This is a genomic window from Rhodopseudomonas sp. BR0G17 (assembly GCF_010907025.1).
Lineage (GTDB): Bacteria > Pseudomonadota > Alphaproteobacteria > Rhizobiales > Xanthobacteraceae > Rhodopseudomonas > Rhodopseudomonas palustris_H.
This window is the reverse complement of sequence record NZ_QUML01000031.1, coordinates 40,493-58,229: the sequence shown is the minus strand read 5'-3', so window position 1 is coordinate 58,229 and position 17,737 is coordinate 40,493. Positions and strand designations below refer to the sequence as shown.

Below are 17,737 nucleotides of genomic sequence, written 5' to 3'. Positions count from 1 at the left end.
CCGCCACCATGTTGGCGAGGTGGCCGATCGCGGCCGGATCGCCTGAATGGCCGAGCGCGATGATCGCCACCCGCCGCTCGGCCGGGTCGGCGGCCTGCAGGCGGTCGTCGGCATCGTCGAGATCGTCGTAGGATTCGAACGGGCTCGACATGATCACCTCAACAGATACGGGATGTTGACGGTGACCGCCCCGGTCGGGCAATCGGCTTCGCATGGCATGCAGTACCAGCATTCATCGTAGGCCATGTAGGCCTTGCCGGTCATGTCGCTGATCCGCAACACGTCGAGCGGGCAGACATCGACGCAGACGGTGCAGCCCTTGTCGGCGATGCACTTGGCGTCGTCGACGACGACCGGCACCGTGGTCTGATAACTGGCGAGAGGCATGTGTCCGTTCTCCTGGTTAGGTGCGGGCGTCAGGCGGTGGCGCGGATGCGCTGCTTGTCGTAGAGGTCCTTCTCTTCGTCGGCGATCGGCACGACATAAGGCTCGACCGCCCGTTTCTCGCTGGTCATCTTGTCGTTCTGCTTGCTGAGCAGCGTGTGGCAGAACCAGTTCTCGTTGTCCTTTTCGGGAAAGTCGGTGCGCCAGTGATACAGCCCCCACCGGCTCTCTTCGCGATACAGCGAGGCGTGCGCGGCCATGTCGGCACAGTCCATGATCGACGCGGTTTCCAGCGCGCGCAGCAGTTCGTGCGAGTTGCGCGCCATCATCCGCTGCTCCATGTCGTCGCGGACTTCGGCGAGCCGGCGCATGCCGAGCTCGTATTTCCGCGTCACTTTCGGCGGCTGCAGATAGTCGTTGACGAGGCGCCGAGTCTTGTACTCGATCTGGTTCGGCGGGATGCCGTCCTCACGCCGGGTGGGCGCCAGTACGCGGTCGCGCTCGCGTGCGACCTCGGCGGCGTCGATGTCCGCGAAGTCGTGGTTGTCGGCGAACTCCATCGCGTCGAGCCCGGCGAACGAGCCGTTGGTGAAGGCGCCCAGCATGTAGTTATGCGGCACGCTGGCCATGTCGCCGGCGGCATACAGTCCCGGCACGGTGGTGCGCGCGTTGTCGTCGACGAACACGCCGGAGGCGCTATGGCCACTGCACAGGCCGATCTCCGAGATGTGCATCTCGATCGATTCCTGGCGATAATCGATGCCGCGACCCTGCTGGAACAGGCCGCGGGTCGGACGCTCGACCTTGTGAAGAGTCGCTTCGATCTCCTCGATGGTCTTGTCGTGCAGGTGCTTGAGCTGCAGGAATACCGGGCCTTTGCCGGACAGCAGCTCGTTGTAGAATTCCAGCATCATCTGGCCCGACCAGTAGTCGCACTCGATGAAGCGGCGGTCCTCGTTATTGGCGGTGTAGGCGCCGAACGGACCGGCCACATAGGCACAGGCCGGACCGTTGTAGTCCTTGATCAAAGGGTTGATCTGATAGCACTCGAGATTGGCGAGCGCAGCGCCGGCGTGGTAGGCCATTGCGTAGCCGTCGCCGGAATTGGCGGCGTTCTCGTAAGTGCCGAACATGTAGCCCGAGGTCGGCAGCCCGAGCCGGCCGGCGGCGCCGGTGCACAGGATCACCGCCTTGGCCTTGAACACCAGGAATTCGGCGGTGCGGGTGTTGACGCTGACGGCGCCGGCGATCCGGCCATCGGCGCCTTTGAGCAGCCGTGTCGCCATATAGCGATTCGAGATCAGGATGCGCGCGCGCCGCAACTGCCGGTACAGCGCCTTCTTGACGGTCTCGCCGTTCGGCATCGGCAGCACATAGGTGCCGATGTGGTGCACCTTCTTCACCGCATAGTCGCCGTTCTCGTTCTTGAGAAAGCGGATGCCGAAGCTGTCGAGTTCCTCGATGATCGAGTAGCAACTCTGCGCGTATTTGTAGACGGCTTTCTGGTCGACGATCCCGTCGTTGGCGATGGTGATTTCCTTGGTGTATTGCTCCGGCGTGGCGTAGCCTGGGATCACCGCGTTGTTGAGGCCGTCCATCCCCATCGAGATCGCGCCGGAGCGCTTGACGTTGGCCTTTTCCAGAAGGACGACGTTCGCCTTCGGGTTCTTCATCTTGGCCTTCAGTGCGGCCATCGGACCGGCGGTGCCGCCGCCGATCACCAACACGTCGCACGATACTTCCGACAGTCCGTCGACTATCTCATCCATCGCCATCTTCTGCTCCTGGTTCCTCGGCGGACCGCCGCTGTGGAGCAGAGTTGTTCAGGCGCGCGCCGGACGATAGCAATTAGTTGTCGCCGGCGCGCGATTTCCGAACGGGGCGTCAGCGTTCGACGAACGCCTTCTCGACCACGAAGTGGCCCGGCTCGCTGTGATTGCCTTCGCGGAAGCCGCGCTCGCTCAGCATCGCCGGCAGTTCGGCGAGCATCGCCGGGTTGCCGCACAGCATCACCCGGTCAGACTCGAGATCGAGACCAGATTGGCCGAGATCGTCGAACAGCTGGCCCGACGCGATCAGATCGGTGACGCGGCCGCGGTTGCGGAACGGCTCGCGGGTCACGGTCGGGTAGTAGTGGAGCTTGTCGCGGATCAGATCCCCGAGGAACTCGTGGTCGCGCAGGCCCTCGACCAGCTGCTCGCCATAGGCCAGTTCGGCAATCTGCCGGCAGCCGTGGACCAGCACGATGGATTCGTAGGCGTCGTAGATCTCCGGATCCTTGATCAGGCTGGCGAACGGCGCCAGTCCGGTGCCGGTCGACAGCAGCAGCAGCCGCTTGCCGGGGATCAGATTGCCGGCGATCAGCGTTCCGGTCGCCTTGCGCCCGACTAGGATCTGATCGCCTTCCTTGATCTGCTGCAGCCGCGACGTCAGCGGACCGTTGGGCACCTTGATGCTGAAGAATTCCAGTTCTTCCTCGTGATTGGCGCTCGCCATGCTGTAGGCGCGCATCAACGGCCGGCCGTCGACTTCCAGGCCGATCATCGCGAACTGACCGCTCTGGAACCGGAATCCAGGGTCGCGCGTCGCGGTGAAACTGAACAGCGTGTCGGTCCAGTGCCTGACCGACAACACCGTTTCGGTTTGGAATGCACTCATCGTCTTCTCCTCACGCGCAGGTCATCTCCTGCGTCCGATGAGACGATGTCGCGGATATCGACCCCTGTTCGCAATTTCGAAATCGCGGTGGCCGTCAATTAGTTGCAAAATTTCCCCAAGAGTGCCGTCAAGAGGCGCGGCGTGCTGTTTTTCCGCGGATCTGAGCAATTTGTTGCTAGGCCCGATGCGGCCTCGTGCCTAGCTTCAGGCCCTTGCGACAGGAGGGACTTCATGGTGCCAGTGCACGCTTCCGGCGAAGTCGAGGCCGATCTCGCGTCTTTGACCGTGCAGATCGCGAACGGCCGCACAGTCTCCCTGCGTGCCGAGCGGCTACGGCTCGCCTGCAAATGTGCCCACTGCACCAGGGCGCGAATCGACGGCCGCTTCCCGTCCGCATTTCCCGGAGCCGCGATCGTTGCAGTCCGCGATCTCGGCTACGGACTCAACCTGCAGTTTTCTGACGGCCACGATCGCGGCATCTATCCGCACGCGTATCTGGCGTCGCTGATCGACGCCGACTGAGGCGACACACCTCATCGCGATCGCTGGCACGAACATTGCTCCGAGTTTGGTCGGTCTGATCAACGCGAGAGGCAAATCATCGTGCTGCAGGCAGCCAAATCGGCAGCGGACTCCACGTCCACTCTTGGCCCGGCGCGCGTCGGAACGGGCCGCTCTCTTCTTCTCACCGAAAGCAACCAACCCACCGCCGGACCGCCCTCGCTCATCGACCGGCTCAGCTTGCGCGAGCGCGAACTGGTCCTCAAGCAGGGCCGCCGCAAAGTCTTCAATCGCGGCCAGACGCTGTTCAGCCAGGGTGCGCGGCACGACGGCATCTTCCTGATCGAGAGCGGCCGAATCCGTGTGTTCTACACCTCGCCGCAGGGCCGAGAGATCACGCTGGCTTACTGGCACATCGGCAATTTCGTCGGCGGTCCGGAAGTATTCGACACCGGCGTGCATCAATGGTCCGGCGTTGCCGCCACTAATGCGGCCGTCGTGCATCTGCCGGGGAGGGAACTACGCTCGCTGGTTGCGGAGGTTCCGAATCTCGCGATCGGCCTGATCGAGGGATTGAGCTTCAAGGGCAAATGCTACTCGGCGCTCGCGCAGATGCTGGGAACGCGCTCGATCACGCAGCGGCTGGCGCATTTGCTGCTGCAACTGGTCGACCTTTACGGAGTGGACGATGCCGACGGCAAGGTGATCGCGGTCGCGTTCACGCATGCCGACATCGCTCATCTGGTCGGCGCGACACGGCAATGGGTCACGATCAGTCTGCGGCGGATGCAGGAGAAGCGCATCGTCCAGACCCGGCGCTCGCAGATCGTGGTGTGCCGGCCCGATATCCTCGAGGAAATGCGCGGCCATGCAACCGACTGACTCTCCTGCCTATGCAAATGGCTCTTAGAAGCGAAATTGCCCAAGGAGTACGCAACCAGAGTTTTGGCGGCAACTAATCCACCCGATGGCCCAGTCCGGATTTGCTCTAAAGGACCCGGCTACCAATCATGGCGACATCAGCCATCCAAGCGAACGGGGATGAGAATGGTCAGCCGCTTTCAGAAAGTCGTCGTATCGGTCGCCTGCCTCACATGGATCTCGGCCCTGCCGGCCGCCGCAGAAACGATCACCATCGGGATCGGCACTCAGGATACCACGACCAATACGGTCACCGCCGGCACGGTGATCCGTCAGCTTCATCTGCTGGAGAAGTATCTCCCCACGACCGGCAAATACGCCAATGTGAAGTTCGAGATCGAATGGCAGAACTTCACCTCCGGCCCGCCGGTCACCAACGGGATGATGGCGAACAAGCTGCAGTTCGGCATCATGGGCGACTATCCGCTGATCGTGAACGGCTTCACCTTTCAGAACAATCCCGAGAGTAAGAGCCGGCTGATCTCGATCGCCGCCTACAGCATGGCGGGGTCGGGCAACGGCATCGTCGTCCACAAGGATTCGCCGTACTACGAACTCTCCGACCTCAAGGGCAAGCTGGTCAGCGTTCCGTTCGGTTCGGCGGCGCACGGCATGGTGTTGAAGGCGCTGCAGGACCGCGGCTATCCGGCGGATTATTTCCAACTGGTGAGCCAGAGCCCGGAAGTCGGCTCGACCAACCTGCAGGAAAAGAAGATCGACGCCCACGCCGACTTCGTGCCGTTCGCCGAGCTGTTGCCGTTCCGCGGCTACGCCCGGAAGATCTTCGACGGCGTCGAGACCAATCTGCCGACCTTTCACGGCACCGTGGTCCGCACAGATTTCGCCGAGAAGTATCCGGAAGTCGTGGTCGCCTACCTCAAGGCGGAAATCGCTGCCAATCAATGGCTGCGCCAGGATCCGAAGGCCGCCGCCGAGAAGATCGGGGACTGGACCGGGATCAACAAGGAGGTGGTGTACATCTTCCTCGGCCCGAGCGGCAACATGACCACCGATCCGACGATCAAACCGGCGCTGATCGACGCCGCCGCGACCGACGTCAAGGTGCTGCAGAGCCTCGGCCGGATGAAGGAGTTCGATCCGAAGACATGGGTCGACGACAGCTATGTCCGCAAAGCCTATGCGGAGATGAAGCTCGACTACGACAAAGATCTCGCCAGCACCGCGAACTACGAGATCTCCGGTCAGGACAAATTCTGCAACAAGCCGATCGGCGAGCCGCGCAAGGCGGGCGAGGTCTGGGTCGATGGCGAAGGCATCCTGCCGTTCTCGAGCACACTGTGCACGCTCGGCGCCTATGCGGACTTCAAGGCCAAGAGCAAGACGATCAACGTCGCCTACGTGTTCGACGCCTCCCGCGGCATCAAGCTGTTCGCCGACCAGGCGTTCTACGCAGCCGGCAAGGGCGAGATCGTGCCGTTCCTGCTGAAGAAAGACGCCGAAGCCTACGCCGGCAAGATCAACGGCAAGGTGGTCGGCTTCGACGACGCGGTGAAGCTGGCGATGGCGGGGGACCGGACGTGAGCAGCCCCGCTCTGATGACGTCGCGCGACCGGCTGGCGGCGACCGCCGACCCGGTCGCCCCGCAGCAGGCCGGCCCGCCGGCCTCCATGACGCGCGCCTCGCGCTGGTATCGTCTCAACCGCGACAGGCTGCGCGGCGGGCTGATCGGCATCGTCTCGCTGCTGCTGTTCCTGCTGGCATGGCATCTGCTGACGACGTACCGCGTCGTGATGTTCGTGAAGTTCACCAACGTTCCGACGCCGCTCGCGGTCTATGAGAGCTTCAGTCGCGCGGTGCACGATCCGAAATTCCTGATGCACGTGTTGCTGAGCTGCCGCCGGATCTTCTTCGGCTTTGTGTTGGCGGCGATCGTCGGCGTGCCGCTCGGCCTGATCATGGGGCGCTTCCGGCTGGTGCATGAGTTCGTGTTTCCGGTCGCGGAGGTGATGCGGCCGATTCCGGCGATCGCCTGGGTGCCGATGGCGATCATGCTGTGGCCGACCAACGAGCAGAGCATCGTGTTCATCACCTTCATCGGGGCGTTCTTCCCGATCCTGGTCAACACGCTGCACGGCATGACGCTCGTCGATCCGGTGCTGGTGCGGGCCGCCAAATGTCTCGGCGCCCGCGAGGCCCCGATCTTCCGCGAGGTGTATTTCCCGGCGGCGCTGCCGCACATCTTCACCGGGCTCACGGTGGGAATGGGCGTCGCCTGGGTGTCGCTGATCGCCGCCGAGATGATCTCGGGACAGTTTGGCATCGGTTACTTCACCTGGGAGGCCTACTCGCTGGTCCAGTACCCCGACATCGCGCTCGGCATGATCGCAATCGGTGTGCTCGGGCTCGGCTCCAGCCTGCTGATCCGCTCGGCCGGCACACTGGTGATGCCATGGAGACTACGATGAGCCAGTCTGCTCCTGAGGCCCGTCAAGGCCGGATCGAAGTCCGAGACTTCGCGCTTCGCTATGAGACCATCGACGGTTCGGTGGAGGCGGTCACCGACACCCAGATCCATGTCGAGCCCGGCGAATTCGTCTCGATCGTCGGCCCATCGGGATGCGGCAAGTCCACGCTGTTGAATGCGGTTGCGGGCTTCCTCAAGCCGACCAGCGGCGTGGTCACGGTCGACGGCGAGAAGGTGACCGGGCCGAGCGCCGAGCGCGGCATGGTGTTCCAGCAGTACTCGTTGTTTCCATGGAAAACCGTGCGCGAGAACGTCGAGTTCGGCCTGAAGATGCGCGGCATGTCGCGCTTCGAGCGCGAGCGTGCGGCGCGCACGCTGCTCGGCCTCGCCGGGCTCGAGGCGTTCGAGAAGCACTATCCGGAGCGGCTGTCCGGCGGCATGAAGCAGCGGGTCGGCATTGTCCGTGCGCTTGCGACCGGGCCGAAGGTGCTGCTGCTCGACGAGCCGTTCGGGGCGCTCGACGCCCAGACCCGGATCATCATGCAGCAGATCCTCACCAACATGTGGCAGCGGCTGAAGATCTCGGTGCTGTTCGTCACCCACGACATCGACGAGGCGATCTTCCTGTCGGACCGGGTGTATTGCATGACGGCGCGGCCCGGCTCGATCAAGGCGGAGATCAGGATTCCGCTGGAGCGGCCGCGGCAGCAGTCGATGATGATGTCGTCGGAGTTCCTGGCGCTGCGGCGCGGGCTGATGTCGCTGATCCGCGAAGAGAGCCTGAAGGCGATGGGCGGCGAGATCACCGATCTCGGCATGCAGGGGCTCAGCATCGAGCTGCAGGGCCATTCGCTGCCGGAGGTGCTGTAGCCGGACAAGGCCGCTCCGAGAATCTCGGAGACGGCCCGTCAAGCAACCTCGGCGGCCTCAGCCGACGGCGCCGGATGCGCGCAGCGCCTTGATGGCGTCGTCGTCGTAGCCTGCATTGCGCAGCACTTCGTCGCTGTGCTCGCCGACGCCCGGCGGCTTGCGCGGCTGGGTCTTGGTGCTGCCTTCGATCCAGATCGGGCTGTTGATGGTGAGCGTGGTGTCGTTTTCGAACGGCACCAACACTTCGTTCTCGATCAGCTGCTTGTCGGTGGTGATGTCGTCGAGAATGCCGACGACGCCGAACACCAGACCGGTGCCGTCGAGTGCCTTGCGCCACTCGGCGAGATCGCGCGTCGCAAAGATCTCGTCGAAGATGCCGATCAGTTCGATCGAGCGCGCGTGGCGGTCCGGCTTGGTGGCGAAGCGCGGATCGTCGGTGAGATCCTCGCGGCCGAGGCACTTCGTCAGCGTCGGCCACTGCTTCTCTTCATTGAGCAGCGACAGGATCAGCCAGCGGCCGTCGCGGCAGCGATAGTGATTGGCCACCGCGTTGAGGGCGCGCTCGCGCGGCCGCCGAGGCTGGAACTCGGCACCGACCAGCTTGGCCTGCGCCAGCACGCTGGTGGACCACAGCCCGTTGGCCATCAGGTTCGACTTCACCTCGCTGCCTTTGCCGGTGCGTTCGCGCTTGTACAGCGCGGTGACGATCGCGCCGAACAGCGACATCGCGCAGGGATGGTCGCCCATGCCGGCGACCGATCGCGCCGGCGTGGAGTCTTCGTCGGCGCGCACCAGATCCATCATGCCCGAGCGGGCCCACCAGGCGTTGCTGTCGAAGCCCGGCTTGTTGGCTTCCTCGCCGCGTTCGCCATAACCGGTGAAGCTCGCATAGATCAGCCGCTCGTTCAGCGGCGCGAGGTCGGCATAAGCGACGCCGAGCCGCGCCCGTACCGGCGGCGGGAAGTTGGTGATGAACACGTCGGCCTCGGCGACCAGCTTGCGCAGCACCTCCTTGCCCTCGGGCTTGGCGAGGTCGAGCGCGAGGCTGCGCTTGTTGCGGGCCTCCAGCATCCACGCGTAGTTGTGGTCGCTGATCGGATAGCCCGGCAGGTTCGGCAGGTTGCGATAGGGATCACCCGCACCCGGCGGCTCGATTTTGATGACATCGGCACCGAAATCCGACAGCACGGTCGCGGCCGCCGGCGCAGCAATGAAACTCGCGCAATCCAGCACCTTGAGGCCGCTGAAGATGCCGTTCTCGTCCATGCGCGTGAGCTCCCTGTTTTCTTGTTTTTCGCGATCCGGAATTCTCGGTGCTACGCGCCGCCGGATACGTTCGCATATGAGCCGGCTTCGTAGCGTGATGCAATATGGGAACCGGCATGGCGGTCATCCCGGGTGCTCTGCGAAGGTGATGAGGATGGAGTTGGCCGCGTCATTGCGAGCGCAGCGAAGCAATCCAGGGGCGAACACCGAGCTATGGATTGCTTCGTCGGCTTCGCCTTCTCGCAATGACGGCAGCTAGTTTTCGCTCGTCAGCAGCGCGGCATTGCCGCCGGCTGCTGCGGTGTTGATCGACACCGTCTGTTCCAGCGCGAAGCGCGGCAGATAATGCGGGCCGCCGGCCTTGGGCCCTGTGCCGGACAGGCCGGAGCCGCCGAACGGCTGGACCCCGACGACGGCGCCGATGATGTTGCGGTTCACATAGACATTGCCGGTCGGCAGCCGCGCGATCACACGCGCGATCGTGTCGTCGATCCGTGATTGCACACCGAGCGTCAGGGCGTAGCCGGTGGCGGCGATGTCATCGAGGAGTTCGTCGAACTGCGCCGCTTTGTAGCGCACCACATGCAGGATCGGGCCGAATACTTCTTCGGTGAGCTGTGAGGCGCGGCTGAGTTCAAAGATATGAGGCGCGACGAAGTTGCCGGCGGTCGGTGCTGTGCCGGCGAAGTGAAGCTGCGCTTCGCGTTGCATCTTGGTGATATGCGCGTCGAGCCTGGCTTTGGCCTCGGCGTCGATCACCGGTCCGACATGCGTCGCCGGATCGCGGGGATCGCCTATTTTCAGTTCGCGCGCCGCGCCGGCAATCATCGCGATCACTCGGTCGGCAACGTCATCCTGCACGCACAGCAGCCGCAGCGCCGAACAGCGCTGCCCGGCGGAGCGGAACGCGGAGGCGGTGACGTCGTCGGCGACCTGCTCGGGCAGCGCGGTGGCGTCGACAATCATCGCGTTGATGCCGCCGGTCTCGGCGATCAGCGGCACGATTGGACCGTCCTTGGCGGCGAGCGTGCGGTTGATCGCGCGCGCCACCTCGGTCGATCCGGTGAACACGACGCCGGCGACGTCGGGTTGCTCGACCAGTGCGGCGCCGATGCGGCCGTCGCCCTGTACCAGATGCAGCGCGTCGCGCGGCACGCCGGCTTCATGCAACAGCCGCACCGCCACGTCGGCGATCACCGGCGTCTGTTCGGCCGGCTTGGCGACCACCGCGTTGCCTGCCATCAGCGCCGCGGTGATCTGGCCGAGGAAGATCGCCAGCGGGAAGTTCCACGGGCTGATCGCGACGAACACGCCGCGGCCGCGCAACGCCAGCGTATTCCGTTCGCCGGTGGGGCCGGGGAGCTCCAGTGGCTCGCCGAACAGCCGGCGGCCTTCGCTGGCGTAGTAGCGGCAGTAGTCGACCGCTTCGCGCACCTCCGCCACGCCATCGTCGAGCGTCTTGCTGCCTTCGTCCTGGAGCAGGGCGATGAATGCTGCACGGCGCTGCTCCAGCAGATCGCCGGCGCGCTCTAGGATCGCGGCGCGATGATCGGCGGAGGTTCGGCTCCAGGATTCGAAGCCTTTGCGTGCGGCGGCCACTGCAGCCGCGGCTTGCTCCGGTGTGGCGGATGCAAGGGGCGGCAGCGACCGGCGTGCATCTTCGACGTCGCCGAGCAGCGCGGCGAGCGCGCCGTGGTCGCCGAACTCGATGCCGCGCGAATTCAGCCGCTGCGGCTGATACAGATCGCGCGGCAGCGGGATTGCCGGGCTGCGTGCATTCTCCGCATTGCCGATCAGTGTGGCTGATCGCTCCAGCAACTCGGTGATCGGCACGTTGTCGTCGCCGGCCTGCGCCACGAAGGAGGAGTTGGCGCCGTTCTCCAACAGCCGCCGCACCAGATAGGCCAGCAGATCCCGGTGCCCGCCGACCGGCGCGTAGATCCGGCCCACCGCCTGCGGGTGATCGGTCCGCAGCCGCGCGTACAGCGCCTCGCCCATGCCGTGCAGCCGCTGGAATTCGTAGCCGTCGCAATTCCCAGCCTCGGCCAGGATGGTGGCGATCGTGAGCGCGTTGTGGCTGGCGAATTGCGGGAACAGCCGCGGGCGCAGTGCCAGCAGCTTGCGCGCGCAGTGCAGGTAGTTGAGATCGGTCATCGGCTTCCTGGTGAACACCGGATAGTCGGCAAGCCCGCGCTCCTGCGCGCGCTTGATCTCAGTGTCCCAATAGGCGCCCTTCACCAGCCGCAGCATCATGCGGCGGTCGAGCGCGCCCGCAAGTTCGGCGACATGGTCGATCACCGCGGCGGCGCGCTTCTGATAAGCCTGCACGGCGAGGCCGTAGCCGTCCCAACCTGCGAGCGAGGCATCGGCGAAGCAGGCGGCGAATACCTCGAGCGACAGTTCAAGCCGGTCGGCTTCTTCGGCATCGACCGTGAAGGCGAGGTCGTGGCTCTTGGCGAGCCGCGCCAGCTCGAGCAGCCGCGGCGTCAGTTCCCGCATCACGCGGTCGCGGCTGATCGCCTCGAACCGCGGATGCAGCGCCGAGAGCTTCACCGAGATCCCCGGCCGCGCCGGCAGCGCAGCGTTGCCGGCACTGCGGCCGATTGCGGTGATCGCATCGGCGTAGGATTGATAATAGCGTTCGGCATCCTCGGCAGTGCGGGCGCCTTCGCCGAGCATGTCGTAAGAATAGCGAAAGCCGTCGCGCGCCTGCGCCTGGGCGCGGGCGAGCGCGGCCTCGATGGTCTCGCCGAGGACGAAGTGATTGCCGATCAGCCGCATCGCCTGGCGCGTCGCGGCGCGCACCGCGGGCGCGCCGATCCGTCTCGTCAGGGCCGCGAGCGTGCCTTGCGGCGTCTCGCCGGCGTGGACGAGACGGGCCGATAGGCCGAGGGCCCAGGCCGAGGCGTTCACCAGCACGGCATCGGACTTGATGCGGTGATGCGCGAAGTCGCCCTGGCCGAGCTTGTCCTCGATGAAAGCGTCCGCAGTCGCTGCATCCGGAACCCGCAACAGCGCCTCGGCAAGCACCATCAAAGCCAGGCCTTCCTTGGTCGACAGCGCGAACTCGCGCAGCATCGCCTCGACGCCGCCCAGGCCATGTTCGGAACCGCGGATCGCGGTGATCAGTTCGGTGGCGAGAGGGTCGATCTGAGCTTCGCGATCGGGCTGCAGCGCGGCGGACGCCAGCAGCTCAGCGGCCAGCGCAGCATCATCCGGCGCGTAAGCCGCGGTGAATTCGGCAAGCGGCGGGTTGGACGGCATGGCGGTCGGCCTCCCGAAGCCGGAGATAGCTGTGGACGGCGTGCATCGGTGCAGCCAGCAAATGCACTGCCATCCAGACTGCCATATTGGCACGGTCGGGGCCGGACGCTAGCTTCGCCTCCACCATAGGGAGGCTGGGAGCGGGGATGAGGGTGACGCGCGGCAAGTCCAACGCACGACGTTTCGGTGCGCTCGCGGCCGTGGCGCTAGCTGCCGCCTGGTTCGGTGCGCCGGCAAAGGCGGCCGAACTCAGCTCGCAGGTCTCGTATCTGTATAGTTCGGTGTCGATCTTCCCGCCGAGCGCCAAGGGCATGACGGTGTGCTACGGCTTCGTCTGCCGCCGCCGCTACGAACTGGCGTTTTCGGCCGGCGATCGCGCCGCGCTGTCGCGGATCATGGCATCCGGCAAGGCCTCGGCCGCGGCGGAGCGCGCCGCGGTGCAGAAGGCAGTGGTGTGGCTCGACCGCCGTCTCGGTCCGGTGCTCGGCACCGACAAGCGGATCGCGCGTGCCGATTTCCGTTACTTCGACGACAAGCACAATTTCGATTGCTGGGACACCACCCGCAACACCACCAGCCTGCTGCTGGTGATGCAGGATTGGGGCCTGTTCAAGTATCACAGCGTCGGCGATCCCAAGTATCGCGGCAATGTCCTGGTGCTGCAGACGCCGCACAACACCGCGGTGCTGACCGAGCGCGGCACCGGCACGCAATGGGTGGTCGACATGTGGACCCGCGCCTATGCGCAGACGCCGGAAGTGATGCCGGTCGATCAGTGGGTCAAGCTCGACTGAGAATGATCGTTCGGTGCGCCGGCCGTTCAGGCCAGCACCAGGTCCTCGTTCAGCACGGCCGCGAGATCGCCGGCGCGCTCGACCACGCAGACCAGCATCGGTTCGGTGCGGCCTCGGATTTCCAATTCCAGCGTCGGTAGCGCCTGTTCGGACAGGCCCGCGGTGGCGCGGAGTTCGTCCGACAGCAGCGTCTCGCAGGCGAGGCTCTTGGTCAGGTCCTGCAGCCGGGATGCGACGTTGACGGAGTCGCCGAGCGCGGTGAACACCATGTGGTCGCGATAGCCGATCTCGCCGACCACCACTTCGCCGCTGTGGATGCCGATGCCGAAGCGGATCGGCTCGGGCAGATCGTGGCCGAGGAAATTGTTGAGTTCATCGATCGCCGCGCCGATCGCCGCGGCGGCGCGAACGGCGTTGCGGCAGGCTTCGCGTGGTGTTTCGGCAAGTCCGAAAAGCGCCAGCATGCCGTCGCCGACGAACTGATTGGGCTGGCCGCCGCAGGCGATCACGCTACGCGACACCGCGCCGAGGAAGCGGTTGACGATGAACACGGTGTCGAACGGCAGCCGGCTTTCGGCGAGCTTGGTCGAGCCGCGCATATCGACGAACATGCTGACCAGATAGCGCTCCTCGCCGACCCGCGCCGCGCGTGCCGCCTTCCGTGCGGCTGCGACGTTGCGCGGTGGAAACACCGGCACGAAGGCGAGGTCCTGCGTCGGCCTGAGCTGGCAGGCGAGGCGGATCGACGGATCGTCGCCGGTGCCGATCGAGGCGAGCACGAAGGCCTCGCGCGGCGACGGCGGCGGCAACGCGGCGGGATCGCCCAACACGCGGATCCGGCAGGTTGAGCAGCGGGCCCGGCCGCCGCAGGCGGAGGCGTGCGGGATGTTGTGGCGCTGCGTGGCCTCCAGCACGGTGAGGCCCTTTGGCACCCTGATGCTGCGCTCGCCGTCATAGGTCAGCCGGACCATGCCGCCGCGCCGTTCGATGATCGCGCGCACCGCGCGGGCGATCAGCGCCAAAGCGATCAGGCCGAGATAGAAAATCAGGAAGCCGTTGCTGATCGCTTCGAGCGTCTGCTGCTGCTCCGGGGTGCCGAGATTGGCCGGCGCGAGGTTGTCGGCCTGCCACTGCGGCGAGGTTGCCTCGCGCGCCACCTCGCGTCCGCCCTGGTAGAAGCCGAGCAGCGCCAGCGTCGGGATCAGCACCGCGGCGGCGAGCAGCCACGGCATCGCGCGGCGGAAGGCTGGCTTGATCCGCAGCCAGACGTAGAGCCCGATGCAGCCGTGGGTCCAGGCGATCAGCATCACCGCGACCATCAGCCAAGCCCGATAGGACGGCGAAGCCACGAAGTAATTGTATAGGACCTGCGGATACAGCCGGTCCTGGTCGTACAGCACGCTGCCGAGCCGCATCACGATGACATGGCTGTAGATCATCAGCGGCACCGACAGCCCGAGTATGAGCTGCAGCGGCTCCAGCGTCTTCCAGCGGAACTGGCGGCGCTGATACAGCGCCCACAGCCCGAGCCCGGCATGCACCGTCACTGAGCCGTAGAACAGGATCGCGACCGGCAGGAACTGCCAGATCTCCAGGTGCCACATCACGCCGGCATGCAGAGCCGCCGGCGAGATGTTGCCGAGCGCATGGTTGAGGAAGTGGCTGAGCAGATAGGTGAACAGCACCAGCCCGCAGAACATCCGGACTTGCCGAAGCCCGATGCCGCCGAGCCAGGCGGCCTTCTTCCCGCGGGCAGAAGCGTTCTGCTTTTTGTTCGGCTTCGCTCGCGTCGCCATCAGTGAGTGCATACCTCGATCGCGTCATTCCGGGATGCGCTGGCCAGCAGCGCAGGGCCGGAATCCTCAATCCCTGTGAGTGGTTTTGGATTCCGGGCTCGCTCGACTTGGTTCGCGCCCCGGAATGACGATCGTTGTGTCAGCAGGCGCGGATCAGCACAAGAAACTTCGGCGTAACGTAGCCTAGCGCAGGTCTCCGCCGAACGGGGCGCTACTCGTCCTTCTCCCGCTTCTTCATCAGATCCTTGACCAGATCGCCGAGCTGCGGGCGGGGCAGGGCATCGAACGGAAGCGGGCGGGTGAGGTCGATGGCGGCGAGGCCGAGCCGTGCGGTCAGCATGCCGTTGACGACGCCTTCGCCGAGCTTGGCCGACAGCCGCGAGGCGAGGCCGTGGCCGAGTACCGACTGCATCACGCTGTCGCTGAGCGCGATGCCGCCGGTGATGGCGAGGTGCGACACGGTCTGGCGCATCAACTTGAACATCCCGAGCGCACCGGGGCGGCCGCCATACAGCCGCGCGAGCTGGCCGATCAGCCTGGTCGCGGCGATCGCCACGAACAGCACGTCGATCAGTGCCTTCGGGCTGATCGCGGTCACCAGCGACACCCGCTGCGCGGCCTTCGAGATCAGCACCTTCGCTTCAAGGTCGAGCGGCGTCATCAGTTCGCGCTCGGCGAGGCGGATCAGGTCGGCGCCGTCGATAATGTCGTCGATGTGCTTCTGCAGCGTGGCGCGGCCATGGGCGAGCTGCGGGTTGGGATGTTCGAACTTCAGCAGCTCGCGGATGATGGCGCGGGCTTCGGCGCTGTTGTCGGTTTCCAGCACGCGCGCAGCGCGGGCGTGGAGCTGCTCGATCCGCGCCAGCCGGATCAAGCCGAAGGCTTCGCGGCCGATGATGATCGCCAGCGAGCCGCCGGCCAGGATCGCCAGCACCATGCCGATCGTGCCGAGCGTCTGGCTCTGCGCGAACAGATCTTCGACCAGTTTGCTGATCCACAGCCAGAACGCCAGCGACACCAGTCCGGTCGCGGCGCTCCAGAACACGGTGCCCCAGCGGAAACCCTTCTTCGGGTTGATGACGCTCTTCGGCGCTTTCGGCGCCGAGATCGGCGGCTCGGCTTCGCGGGCGAGCTCGACCCTGGCGCGCGGCGGCGGGGGTGGCGGTGCGGCGCCGGCCGCAGACGCGGCAGGCTTGGCGTCCGCTTTCGCGGACGGCTTGGCCGTGTAGCTGCCGCCGCCGTCATCGGAATCGATCAGCACCACGCTCGGGTCGCTGAGCTTGAAGGTCGCCGGCCGGCGAGGAGGAACCCGCTCGGTCATTGCAGTCGGTCTCCGATCAGGAACTGAAGCGCCCGGTCGAGGCGGATGTGAGGCAGCGCCGGACCGTCGGGATCATGGCTGTCGAGCCGCGGTGGGCGGAAGCGCAAAAAGCGGAAGTCGGCTTCCTGGTGCGAGCCGGCGGCCAGCCCGCGGAAGGTGTCCTCGCCGCGGAACAGGCCCTGCAGATTGGTTGGCAGATCGCCCGGGAAAGTGGCGACCTCAGTTTCGCCGTCGAACACCTCGCCCTCGGCCATTTCGCCGGCGATCGGCGTGCCGACGATTGAGGGCAGCCGGTCGCGGCCGCGCTGGACCTGGGCCTCCCGGGTGGCGCGGACGGCGGCCATCGCCACCACGTCGACCTTGGCGCCGGCGAATTCGGCCCGTCGCATCGCCTGCTCGACCAGCTTGCGCAGGATCGCCTCCAGCCGGTCGTGGCTGGAATGGTGCAGATGGTCGGCCTTGGTGGCTGCAAACAGGATCTTGTCGATCCGCGGCCGGAACACCGAGCTGAGCAGCGTCGAGCGGCCGACCCGGAAGCATTCGAGGATGCCGGCCAGCGCGGCTTCCAGATCCTGCAGCGCCTCAGGTCCGGCGTTGAAGGCCGACAACGCGTCCGCCAGCACGATCTGGCGGTCGAGCCGGGCGAAGTGATCGCGGAAGAACGGCCGCACCACGGCGTCCTTATAGGCTTCGAACCGGCGGCGCATCATCGCCCACAGCGAACCGTCCGGCGCGATGCCGCCGTCCGGCACGTCAAGCGGCGCGAAGGTCAGCGCCGGCGAACCGGCAAGATTGCCCGGCATCAGGAAGCGGCCCGGCGGCAGCAGGCTCATCGCGAACTGCTCGTCGCGGCAGGCGCGCAAGTAAGCGGTGAACAGCCGCGCAGCTTTCAGGGTTTCCTGCTCGTTCTCGCGCCCCTTGGGATCGAGCGTGGCGAGATGGGCGTGCCACTCCCGCGCTACCCGGGCTCGCGGGTCCTGCCGCGACAGCGCCAGGCTCTCGGCCGCCCAGCGCTCGTAGCTCTTGGTCAGCAGCGGCAGGTCGAGCAGCCATTCGCCCGGATAGTCGACGATGTCGAGCGTCAGCGTGGTCTCAGAGCCGTTCTTGCGCTGATAGTCGATCACCAGCCGCAGCTCGCTGATGTCGACGGTCGAGCTCGGCCATTGCCGCTGCTCGATCAGCGTGGCGAGGAAGTTCTCATAGGCGAAGCGGGGCACCGCATCGTCTGGCTGCGGCGCAAGTCGCGCGGTGGCAATCCGCCCGGTCGACATCGATTCAAAGATCGGAAACCGGCCACCCCGGCACAACCCGTGCACGAGAGCGGTGATGAACACCGTCTTTCCCGCGCGCGACAGACCGGTGACGCCGAGCCGGATGGTCGGATTGAACAGGTTCTCGCTGTAGTCCTTGAGCGCCCGCGCCGAGAGCCACGCATCTTCGAGCAGATTGGAAAAATTGAAGGCCATGCGCCAAGGTTCAATCGTCAGAGTTGCCGGCGAAACTAGCCGGAAACCGCCGATTCGTGCGACAATCCGAC

Annotated in this window: 14 protein-coding genes and 1 pseudogene; 6 read left to right on the top strand and 9 right to left on the bottom strand. The window is 65.6% G+C overall.

Going from position 1 to position 17,737, the window contains the following annotated elements:
• The 4 genes and pseudogenes from DY467_RS26555 to DY467_RS20305 form a co-directional block, all read right to left on the bottom strand.
• A pseudogene (locus DY467_RS26555) lies at window positions 1-151 on the bottom strand (HEAT repeat domain-containing protein); the annotation flags it as partial.
• Between the two features lie 2 nt (window positions 152-153).
• A complete protein-coding gene (locus DY467_RS20315; protein ID WP_114360624.1) occupies window positions 154-387 on the bottom strand; it encodes a 4Fe-4S dicluster domain-containing protein in 234 nt (77 codons plus the stop codon).
• A gap of 29 nt (window positions 388-416) precedes the next feature.
• Window positions 417-2,159, bottom strand: a complete 1,743-nt coding sequence (locus DY467_RS20310; protein WP_164638579.1) for a fumarate reductase/succinate dehydrogenase flavoprotein subunit — start codon at window positions 2,157-2,159, stop codon at window positions 417-419.
• Between the two features lie 109 nt (window positions 2,160-2,268).
• Window positions 2,269-3,042: a ferredoxin--NADP reductase gene (locus tag DY467_RS20305; protein ID WP_164638577.1), complete on the bottom strand. Its 774-nt coding sequence runs from the start codon at window positions 3,040-3,042 to the stop codon at window positions 2,269-2,271.
• Between the two features lie 231 nt (window positions 3,043-3,273).
• Here DY467_RS20305 and DY467_RS20300 point away from each other — a divergent pair, with 231 nt between their 5' ends.
• The 5 genes from DY467_RS20300 (at window position 3,274) to DY467_RS20280 (ending at window position 7,759) form a co-directional block, all read left to right on the top strand.
• A complete protein-coding gene (locus DY467_RS20300; protein WP_164638575.1) occupies window positions 3,274-3,564 on the top strand; it encodes a gamma-butyrobetaine hydroxylase-like domain-containing protein in 291 nt (96 codons plus the stop codon).
• A 78-nt stretch (window positions 3,565-3,642) separates the two neighbouring features.
• On the top strand, window positions 3,643-4,425 hold the full coding sequence (locus tag DY467_RS20295; protein WP_164638584.1) for a Crp/Fnr family transcriptional regulator: 783 nt from the start codon (window positions 3,643-3,645) through the stop codon (window positions 4,423-4,425).
• 165 nt (window positions 4,426-4,590) lie between these two features.
• On the top strand, window positions 4,591-6,006 hold the full coding sequence (locus DY467_RS20290; protein ID WP_164638573.1) for an ABC transporter substrate-binding protein: 1,416 nt from the start codon (window positions 4,591-4,593) through the stop codon (window positions 6,004-6,006).
• Window positions 6,003-6,890, top strand: coding sequence for an ABC transporter permease (locus DY467_RS20285; protein ID WP_164638571.1), 888 nt, complete (start codon window positions 6,003-6,005; stop codon window positions 6,888-6,890). Before DY467_RS20290 ends, DY467_RS20285 begins: the two co-directional genes overlap by 4 nt.
• Window positions 6,887-7,759: an ABC transporter ATP-binding protein gene (locus DY467_RS20280; protein WP_142882181.1), complete on the top strand. Its 873-nt coding sequence runs from the start codon at window positions 6,887-6,889 to the stop codon at window positions 7,757-7,759. The genes DY467_RS20285 and DY467_RS20280 overlap by 4 nt, the downstream gene beginning before the upstream one ends.
• Window positions 7,760-7,816: 57 nt before the next feature.
• Here DY467_RS20280 and DY467_RS20275 read toward each other — a convergent pair whose 3' ends face one another.
• Together DY467_RS20275 and putA are read right to left on the bottom strand one after the other, a co-directional pair.
• The gene (locus DY467_RS20275) at window positions 7,817-9,025 is read right to left on the bottom strand and encodes a CaiB/BaiF CoA transferase family protein (RefSeq protein ID WP_164638569.1); all 1,209 of its coding nucleotides are present in this window, start codon (window positions 9,023-9,025) and stop codon (window positions 7,817-7,819) included.
• Window positions 9,026-9,280: 255 nt separating this feature from the next.
• A complete protein-coding gene (gene putA / locus DY467_RS20270; RefSeq protein WP_164638567.1) occupies window positions 9,281-12,289 on the bottom strand; it encodes a bifunctional proline dehydrogenase/L-glutamate gamma-semialdehyde dehydrogenase PutA in 3,009 nt (1,002 codons plus the stop codon).
• Between the two features lie 146 nt (window positions 12,290-12,435).
• Here putA and DY467_RS20265 point away from each other — a divergent pair, with 146 nt between their 5' ends.
• The gene (locus DY467_RS20265) at window positions 12,436-13,083 is read left to right on the top strand and encodes a hypothetical protein (protein WP_164638565.1); all 648 of its coding nucleotides are present in this window, start codon (window positions 12,436-12,438) and stop codon (window positions 13,081-13,083) included.
• A gap of 26 nt (window positions 13,084-13,109) precedes the next feature.
• On the opposite strand, the gene DY467_RS20260 is transcribed toward DY467_RS20265, so the two are convergent.
• From DY467_RS20260 to DY467_RS20250, 3 genes are all read right to left on the bottom strand, one after another.
• Window positions 13,110-14,879, bottom strand: a complete 1,770-nt coding sequence (locus DY467_RS20260; protein ID WP_164638563.1) for an adenylate/guanylate cyclase domain-containing protein — start codon at window positions 14,877-14,879, stop codon at window positions 13,110-13,112.
• Between the two features lie 211 nt (window positions 14,880-15,090).
• Window positions 15,091-16,200, bottom strand: a complete 1,110-nt coding sequence (locus tag DY467_RS20255; protein WP_107343585.1) for a YcjF family protein — start codon at window positions 16,198-16,200, stop codon at window positions 15,091-15,093.
• Window positions 16,197-17,666: a YcjX family GTP-binding protein gene (locus DY467_RS20250; RefSeq protein ID WP_164638561.1), complete on the bottom strand. Its 1,470-nt coding sequence runs from the start codon at window positions 17,664-17,666 to the stop codon at window positions 16,197-16,199. Before DY467_RS20250 ends, DY467_RS20255 begins: the two co-directional genes overlap by 4 nt.
• Between the last annotated feature and the right edge of the window lie 71 nt (window positions 17,667-17,737).

Bases quoted from the DNA above. Each gene is read 5' to 3' on its own strand.
- DY467_RS20315 (WP_114360624.1), bottom strand. From the start codon at position 387: ATGCCTCTCGCCAGTTATCAGACCACGGTGCCGGTCGTCGTCGACGAC.
- DY467_RS20310 (WP_164638579.1), bottom strand. From the start codon at position 2,159: ATGGCGATGGATGAGATAGTCGACGGACTGTCGGAAGTATCGTGCGAC.
- DY467_RS20305 (WP_164638577.1), bottom strand. From the start codon at position 3,042: ATGAGTGCATTCCAAACCGAAACGGTGTTGTCGGTCAGGCACTGGACC.
- DY467_RS20300 (WP_164638575.1), top strand. From the start codon at position 3,274: ATGGTGCCAGTGCACGCTTCCGGCGAAGTCGAGGCCGATCTCGCGTCT.
- DY467_RS20290 (WP_164638573.1), top strand. From the start codon at position 4,591: ATGGTCAGCCGCTTTCAGAAAGTCGTCGTATCGGTCGCCTGCCTCACA.
- DY467_RS20280 (WP_142882181.1), top strand. From the start codon at position 6,887: ATGAGCCAGTCTGCTCCTGAGGCCCGTCAAGGCCGGATCGAAGTCCGA.
- DY467_RS20275 (WP_164638569.1), bottom strand. From the start codon at position 9,025: ATGGACGAGAACGGCATCTTCAGCGGCCTCAAGGTGCTGGATTGCGCG.
- putA (WP_164638567.1), bottom strand. From the start codon at position 12,289: ATGCCGTCCAACCCGCCGCTTGCCGAATTCACCGCGGCTTACGCGCCG.
- DY467_RS20265 (WP_164638565.1), top strand. From the start codon at position 12,436: ATGAGGGTGACGCGCGGCAAGTCCAACGCACGACGTTTCGGTGCGCTC.
- DY467_RS20260 (WP_164638563.1), bottom strand. From the start codon at position 14,879: ATGGCGACGCGAGCGAAGCCGAACAAAAAGCAGAACGCTTCTGCCCGC.
- DY467_RS20255 (WP_107343585.1), bottom strand. From the start codon at position 16,200: ATGACCGAGCGGGTTCCTCCTCGCCGGCCGGCGACCTTCAAGCTCAGC.
- DY467_RS20250 (WP_164638561.1), bottom strand. From the start codon at position 17,666: ATGGCCTTCAATTTTTCCAATCTGCTCGAAGATGCGTGGCTCTCGGCG.